General features: G+C 49.9%; 8 protein-coding genes. 4 read left to right on the top strand and 4 right to left on the bottom strand.

Annotation, left to right across the window (positions count from 1 at the left end; genetic code table 11):
* Positions 1 to 215 precede the first annotated feature (215 nt).
* Entirely contained in the window at positions 216 to 1658 is a 1443-nt protein-coding gene (locus tag POG22_RS18910; protein ID WP_063715672.1) for a protein adenylyltransferase SelO, read from the bottom strand.
* 146 nt (positions 1659 to 1804) lie between these two features.
* Here POG22_RS18910 and POG22_RS18905 point away from each other — a divergent pair, with 146 nt between their 5' ends.
* From POG22_RS18905 to POG22_RS18895, 3 genes are all read left to right on the top strand, one after another.
* Positions 1805 to 2890 (top strand): mechanosensitive ion channel family protein, encoded by a 1086-nt coding sequence (locus POG22_RS18905; protein ID WP_063715673.1) that lies wholly within the window; start codon positions 1805 to 1807, stop codon positions 2888 to 2890.
* Between the two features lie 13 nt (positions 2891 to 2903).
* Positions 2904 to 4016 (top strand): mechanosensitive ion channel family protein, encoded by a 1113-nt coding sequence (locus tag POG22_RS18900; protein ID WP_498906802.1) that lies wholly within the window; start codon positions 2904 to 2906, stop codon positions 4014 to 4016.
* 403 nt (positions 4017 to 4419) lie between these two features.
* Positions 4420 to 5247, top strand: a complete 828-nt coding sequence (locus POG22_RS18895) for a Tab2/Atab2 family RNA-binding protein (RefSeq protein ID WP_498906801.1) — start codon at positions 4420 to 4422, stop codon at positions 5245 to 5247.
* On the opposite strand, the gene POG22_RS18890 is transcribed toward POG22_RS18895, so the two are convergent.
* From POG22_RS18890 to POG22_RS18880, 3 genes are all read right to left on the bottom strand, one after another.
* The gene (locus POG22_RS18890; protein WP_498906800.1) at positions 5233 to 5487 is read right to left on the bottom strand and encodes a hypothetical protein; all 255 of its coding nucleotides are present in this window, start codon (positions 5485 to 5487) and stop codon (positions 5233 to 5235) included. The genes POG22_RS18895 and POG22_RS18890 overlap by 15 nt on opposite strands.
* A 142-nt stretch (positions 5488 to 5629) precedes the next feature.
* Complete coding sequence (locus tag POG22_RS18885; protein ID WP_035492548.1) at positions 5630 to 5833, bottom strand: hypothetical protein; 204 nt, start codon at positions 5831 to 5833, stop codon at positions 5630 to 5632.
* A gap of 187 nt (positions 5834 to 6020) precedes the next feature.
* Complete coding sequence (locus POG22_RS18880; RefSeq protein ID WP_017661176.1) at positions 6021 to 6143, bottom strand: hypothetical protein; 123 nt, start codon at positions 6141 to 6143, stop codon at positions 6021 to 6023.
* Between the two features lie 28 nt (positions 6144 to 6171).
* Here POG22_RS18880 and POG22_RS18875 point away from each other — a divergent pair, with 28 nt between their 5' ends.
* Entirely contained in the window at positions 6172 to 7047 is an 876-nt protein-coding gene (locus POG22_RS18875) for an S-methyl-5'-thioadenosine phosphorylase (RefSeq protein ID WP_498906799.1), read from the top strand.
* The last annotated feature ends 34 nt before the right edge of the window (positions 7048 to 7081 follow it).

Below are 7081 nucleotides of genomic sequence, written 5' to 3'. Positions count from 1 at the left end.
TAGGGCTTGCTGAATAAGTCTCCAGAGCGAATTCTGATGCCGTACAGCTTGCCCAATGGTCGTTTTGGACTCTAGCTTCCCAATTGAATCGGTAATCGCCGACGAAAATCCAAGGTTTTTGAGCTTCTCGATCGGAAAACTTTGCACCATTTTCTGAAAAAAAGTCCCAAAACCCTTACTGGGTCTACATTTCAGTTTTGTTCAGCAAGCCCCAATTAGTGCCAAATTCGCTCTAATAAATCGTAAAACGGTTGCCAGTTATCCTCGACAGTAATCGGTTCCCACACCGCCTCAATTTCTGGACGGACTGGAACCACCAAGGGATTGGCCTCTCGCAATCGATCGCTGACGGCTTCGAGTTCTTCTGTGGAAAGTCCTTGTAAAATCCGATGGTAAACCAGTCGCCAGGGTTTCAGGGTTTCTGAAGGTTCGGCGTTGGCAAAGATGGCAGTTTCGTCGTCCCGCCATTGTGGAGCAAACTGCTGGCGAAGCTGACTGAAAAAGTCGTGATAGCCGACTTCGTTTTGTTCTAACACCTCGACGGTCAATTTCACCAATTCTTCGGCGTCTTCTGTGGAAATATCGGCCAGTCCCAACTTACGAAGCATTAACTGGCGATAGTTTCGGTGATAGATTTCGTCGAATTCCGTTAAGGCTACTTGCATCGCCTCGAGATGGATCGCACAGGCGAGGGGTGCTTGTAACATCTCTAAATTCAGTTTACAGACGAGGGGTTGGTTGCCGTAGCTGTAGCGGCCGTAATAGTCGAAATAGGCGGCGGTAAATTTTGGGTCGTAGTTGGGAATAAAGGCGTAAGGGCCGTAATCGAAACTTTCCCCAGTAATGGACATATTATCGGTGTTGAGGACGGCGTGACAGAACCCCGCCGCCATCCATTCGGCCGCCAACCGCGCCACTCGCGCCACCAGTGCGGCGTAAAATCGAGGGTAGGCGTTTTCGGGGTCTTCCTGGCGATCGATTTCGGGATAATAGGTGTCGATAACGAGATCGAGCAGTTTTGTCGTCCAGTCGGGACGGCGTAAATAATGCGATCGCTCGAAGGTTCCAAAACGAATATGCGATCGACTCATGCGAACCATGACACACGATCGCGTTGGAGAGGGTTCGTCACCCCGCCACAGACGTTCCCCGGTTTCGATGACACTCAAACAGCGGGACGTGCGAACTCCCATGCGTTCGAGAGTTTCTGCGGCGATAACTTCCCGAACGCCACCTTTGAGCGTCAGTCGTCCGTCGCCGCTGCGAGAGTAGGGTGTCGTACCGCTCCCTTTGGTTCCGAAGTCGTAGAGTTCGTCGTCGATTCCACGAACTTGTCCGTAGAGAAAACCGCGTCCGTCGCCGAGGTGGGGGTTGTACTCGCCAAACTGGTATCCGTGGTAACACATCGCCAGCAGTGGCAAACTCGCTCGAAATTGACCGAACGCTTCGATAAAATGGTGGTTAGAAACGCGAACGGGGTCGAGACCCAGTAATGGGAGTACGCGATCGTTGCGAAAACGGACAATATGCGTCGGAAATTCGGCAGCAGCGACGATATCGTAGTAGCCTTCTCCTAACGATTCAAAATTCGGCTCGTAAGTGAGGTTAAAGAACGGATTGACAGACGTTGCTTGAGGAGAGCTTTCGGCTAGGGTCATGTCGAATTGGCTGACAGTGAGCAAGCGAGATTGTCGTTTATTGTGTCAGAGGCGCTCTCGAAGATGCAAGTTCGCGAGGTTCGAGTTTTAGCAAAGCCTCGTTCGGTTGAAACTCAACAACTTTATACCGATACAAGCAAGGTTCGATGGTTGAAAATTTACCCGAAACGCTCGATATCGAGCGTCTGTTTCAATGGGGATCGATCGCGATCGGCGTATTATTTACGTTGGCGATCGCTCTGGTACTGCGTCCGCTCCTCAAGCGTGCGTCTGCATCGTTTCAAAATTCCAAACTCGGCAACTTTTACCACATCGTAATTCAGCCCCATTTAACAGAATTGGGGTTTGTTTTTGGCTTTATCGTTGCAGAAGTGCTGGTGTTTCGGCTTCAGATTCCCAGAGGTTGGGAACTCGTCACCAGTTTGGGGTTGTCTGTTACCTTAGTGTGGTTTTTATCCCGCATTTTTGCACGATTGTTCGACGTTTACCTGCTCGACATCGTCATTAAAAAAGGCACGAAAATTAACGAACTCCTCAATTTAGGTAAGGTCGTCTCGAATTTAACCGTTACCTTACTGGCAATTTTTATTTTTGCCCAAGCCCACGATGTCAATTTACTGGGATTGTTAGCGAGTTTGGGAATTGGAGGTTTAGCGGTTGCTTTTGCCGCTCAAAAAACCTTAGAACAGGTTCTCGGCGGAATTGTTTTATACTTAGACCAACCCTTTACCATCGACGATTACGTGGGATTGCCCGATGGAACCTTCGGACGCATTGAATCGATCGGATTGCGATCGACGCGAATTCGACTGTCGGGAAAAGGAACCTTGGCGATCGTCCCCAACAACGCCTTAACTCAAATGACGATCGAAAACTTCACGGGGGCGAAAAAAGTGATGGCAATTCTCTACTTTAATTTTCAAACCCAACTTCCTGAAGACGAACGCGCTTTGATCCGTCAAGTTATCGTTCGGGGAACCGCTGATATTTTCGGTATCGATTCGCGAAACACTGATGTTGCGTTTCGAGATGTTCCCGATAAAAACGGTCGTCTCAAAACTCAATCTCAAGTGACATTTTTCATTCTGGGTTCTGGGAACGTTTCGATGGAAATTCGCCGACAAGTCCTCGATGCGGCCAATCAAAAAATCACTCAAAAGCTCAAAGAGTACGGTACGGAATTCGAGAGCGAAGGTCCGACTGTCTATGTAGATTCTCCCATTACTATTTAATTCACTACGTTGCATGAATATTTCAGAGGGAATGAAGTTCCTCAACGGAGGAATTGTTTGGTTATCTGAGGCGAACGTCCTCAATTTGTTGATTTTTCTCAGTTTCACTCTAATTTCGTTGTTGCTCGGACGATTTACGCCGAGGATCGTTCGCTGGTTCCTCGATCGCTTTTTCGCCGATACGGTAGTTCGCACCTACGACACTCTCATCCAACCGATTAAAAATCCTCTACGGGTGTCGGGAACGCTGGTTTTGATTTCTCTATCCTCAGTTTGGCTCGAGGATTACAAGAGTTTTTACAAGTTTATCAGCCCGTTTTTAGATTTAGCCGTTATTGCCAGTATCGCTTGGTTAATCTCAAAGCTGTTACAACAGATTTTGCGAATTTACGGAATCGATCTCCTCAAACGGATGGGGTTAGAAGTTGACGAACTCCTGTTAGTTTTCGAGACGGTGGCGAACGTCCTTATCGGCTTTTTTGCGATTCTCGCTTACGCTCAAAGTCAACAACTCAACTTGTTAGGCTTGTTTGCAGGGGTAGGACTCGGTGGCTTAGCCTTAGTTGCTGCCGCTCAGAAAATTTTAGAACAAGTTCTCAGTACCATCGTACTGTATCTCGATCGCCCCTTCGTTCCTGGCGATTATATTCGCTTGAAAGACGGACAGTTGGGACGAGTCGAATCGATCGGGATTCGCTCGACTAAAATTCGGACTTCAGCAAAAAGTACGTTATTTGTGGTTCCCAACTCAATTCTCGTCAACATTGAAATCGAAAACCTCACCCGAGCTAAAAAGGTAATGTCGATGATTTATCTCGACTTCCTCAAACCTCTCGACGAGCAAGATATGGCGTTAGTGCGAGAAGTGGTTACAGACTCGACAAACTCGGTATTTGGGATCGATCCCGGCAGTACGAACATTACGTTCGATCGCATCAGTGAAGATAAAGCTATGCAAGCTCGCGTAACCTTTTTTATTCTGGGATCGAACGAAAATTCGATTCAACTTCGCAAGCGGTTGTTAGAGTTAGCCAACGAGACGATCTCGCAAAAGCTGAGTCGCTTCGGAATCGAGTTTTCTTCAAAAGAACCGACAGTTTACGTCGAATCTCCGATTACCCTGTAGGGTGCGTGACTCGAACAATAGGGAGTAAATCCTTAGACCTATAAATCGTCACGCACCGCCGATGTACACCGCCTATAGACAAGGGTGCGTGACTCGAACAATAGGGTGGTCGAAAGTGCTACGCACCGCTTCTGCTTTTTACAGTGTAGAGTGAAGAGGGCAGAGTGTAGAGTGGGAATTTCTGTTTAACTCTTCACTTTCCACTCTTAACTCTTTCCTGAAAGAGGCGCACCGCCAATGTACTAGAAAAATTGGCCGCAGTCAGGTCAATGGGGTTACCGCGTCACGCACCGGCACCAACATACAAAAAAAACAGAAATCCGGTATTTTGGAGATACCCGGTTTCTGGCAATCGACCTACATTGAGATACACTCCCCAAAGCTGCAATTTTTGACCTGATGTATGACTGTTTGGCAAGTTGATTTTTTTCGTCGTCCAGTTCGAGACGAGTCTGGCGAGACCCTCTGGGAACTGTTAGCCTGCGATCGCACCTCAAACTTTCGCTTTCAAGCCTGGTGTCCGCAATCGCAAGCCAATTCCGATTGGATTGCGGCGCAACTCCAACAGGCTTCACCGTCGCTTCCGCACTGCTTGCAAGTCTTTCGTCCCGAATCCCTGAGTTTAATCGAAGCGGCGGGAAACAAGTTAGGCGTGGCGGTGGAGGCGACGCGGCGGGTGGAAACCTTGAAGCGATGGTTGCTCAAACGCGCCGAAGACTATCGACAACTTCCCGGTTACACGGCAGAGGTGTACGATCCTTTGGCGGTTCCCCGTCCGGCACCGGTTCCGGTTCCTGAAGAATTATGGGGCGATCGCTGGCGGTTTGCGTCGATTCCCGCTGGAGATCTCGAAAACGTGGCGTCGCGTCCGATGCGCTTTCGATCGCTGCCGGAACTCCTACATCCCGTGACGCTGGGGGTGGCTTCAACGCAGTCAGTTCCGGGGGTGATTATCGACGGCGGACGTCGATCGATGCAACTGGCACAATGGCTCGATTCAGTGAATCCCGTCGCAGTGAATTACATTCCCGGTGCGCCAGACGGGTTGATTTTGGAAGCCGGACTGAGCGATCGCTGGGTGTTGGCAACGTTTGAAGATTCTGAAGTGCAGGCAGCGGCACGGACTTACCACCAACGCCAACAACAGGCGAAAGGATTGCACTTTTTGATGGTGCGGCCGGACGAATCGGGGATGACGCAAACGGGAGTGTGGCTGTTACGACCGGCTTGATTCGTCGGCGATCCAAATTTTACCCCGATGTAAGGCGTCTTGCAGTTGCTGGATGAGTTGATATTCAGCCGGAGTGAGGGATTTTCGATCGAGAACGGCGCGATGGAGCAGTTGGCGATCGATCGGGGTAATCTGACGGAACGCGAAGATCCGCTCGACAATTTGCGTCAGAGAGAGTTGGGGAAGGGAGGTTTTGGGGGTCATCGTTCGCGATCGCTCGATTCCGCTCGCTTGAGTCAATTCGGAAGCTTTAACCCCGAACAGTACTTGTTTTACCGAGATCGATCCGTATTTCCCGATACGATTTGTAAAGTAATTATAAAGAGTGCGTAAAAACTCGCAGTTACTAACGCGATCGCTCTAGAATAGAGGGTCGGAAATCTCAGTCAGCAACCCAGATCCAGCCCCGATCGAGTCCTTCAAAAACGCGATCGACCAGGTTGCGTTCTCGGCGATCGATCGCGGGACGAGATAGGAGTGCAGAGGTCAATAAATCGCGATCGACGGCAGTAATTTGACGCAACGTACAGATCCGTTCGACCACTTGCTCCAAGGAATAGTTATCGGAAGTCATCCTGGCAGTCATGGTTTTTAAAGATTCTGTAAACCTTCACCTGTCATATTAACATTCTATTTAAAGAATGCGTAAAGAAAGAGTGCGATCGTTGACACAAAAACACGCGATCGTGTAAAGAAATTTTCGCGATCGAAGTCACTGACAAACTATACAAAATTTGTACCTTGCTCTTTTGCCAAGAACACCGAACAATAAATCACGGACTGTTACGCACTTTGGCGTCCGTTCTAACGCTGCGATTCGGCACGATGGCTCGACCTGACAGGTTTAGCAACGCTCGACGACCGTAACGTTCGAGGCGATCGTCAACTGTCAACATCAAACGATCGAAATTAACGCAAAATTCTATGAATCAAGCAAAAATTGGCATTATTGGCGGTAGCGGACTCTATAAAATGGAGGCGCTCCAAGACATCGAAGAAGTGCGCGTCGAAACCCCCTTTGGCGATCCCTCTGACGCCATCGTTCTCGGCACTCTAGACGGAACTCGCGTCGCGTTTCTGGCCCGTCACGGCCGCAACCACCACCTTCTCCCGTCAGAACTGCCCTTTCGCGCCAACATCTACGCCATGAAGCATCTCGGCGTAGACTATCTCATCTCCGCCTCAGCGGTGGGATCGTTAAAAGAAGCGGTCAAACCCATCGATTTAGTCGTTCCCGACCAGTTTATCGATCGCACCAAAGATCGCGTCGCCACCTTCTTCGGGGACGGTATCGTCGCTCACATTGGCTTTGGCGATCCCGTGTGTCCTCAACTGGCGAGTGTTTTAGCTGAAGCCGCCGATAGCATCGACCTCGGCGAAGCGTCCGTTCACCGAGGCGGAACCTACATTTGTATGGAAGGGCCGGCCTTTTCCACAAAAGCCGAATCGGAGTTATATCGCAGTTGGGGCGCTACCATCATCGGCATGACCAACCTCACCGAAGCCAAACTCGCTCGAGAAGCAGAAATCGCCTACGCCACCTTAGCTTTAGTGACCGATTACGACTGCTGGCATTCCGACCACGACAGCGTCACCGTAGAGATGGTAATTCAGAACTTACACCGCAACGCCGAAAACGCTCAAAAGGTGATTCGCGACGCGGTGCGCCGTCTCAGCGAAAACCCCTTCGTCTCGGAGGCGCATTCGGCGTTGAAGTTTGCGGTGATTACGCCGTTGGACAAAGTCCCCGCCGAGACGAAGGAGAAATTGAAGTTGTTGTTAGCGAAGTATTTGGTCTAGGGAGCAAGGGAGAGGGGGAGAGGGGGAGCTAGGG

The sequence above is a fragment of the Geitlerinema sp. CS-897 genome (genome assembly GCF_028368005.1).
GTDB classification, from domain to species: domain Bacteria; phylum Cyanobacteriota; class Cyanobacteriia; order Cyanobacteriales; family Geitlerinemataceae; genus Baaleninema; species Baaleninema simplex.
The sequence above is the reverse complement of the archived record's forward strand: the minus strand, read 5'-3'. Positions and strand labels throughout refer to the sequence as shown.